The 334-nt window shown below is 31.7% G+C and carries 1 pseudogene; it reads left to right on the forward strand.

The features are described from left to right. Positions 1-334: pseudogene (locus CAMP5053_RS08470) on the forward strand (hypothetical protein); the annotation flags it as partial.

Raw genomic sequence — 334 nt, forward strand, 5'->3', positions numbered from 1 at the left:
TTATGATGGTGATGGCGGTAGTATTAAGGCTTTAGATAAGAAAGTAAGACAAGGTAAATTAAAAGATCCAAGAGATATAGATTCTACTCCAGAGAGTAGGAAAGAATTCGATGAAGAAGCTAATGCTTATAGATTTGGTAATAGAATGAATTTTTCTTCAGATATTCCGGATGATTGGAATGAAAAAGAAGTAGATTTAAATTTAAAAATGCTTATACTTCATGCCAAACTCGCAGCTCTAACTCCACCTCAAGGCTATCCTAATGCACCTTATTATTATACACCAGAACAATTGGAAGATTTTTATAAAAGAAATGTGTTAGATAGATTATGT

This window comes from Campylobacter sp. S4:11, assembly GCF_024723695.1.
GTDB lineage: Bacteria > Campylobacterota > Campylobacteria > Campylobacterales > Campylobacteraceae > Campylobacter_D > Campylobacter_D jejuni_C.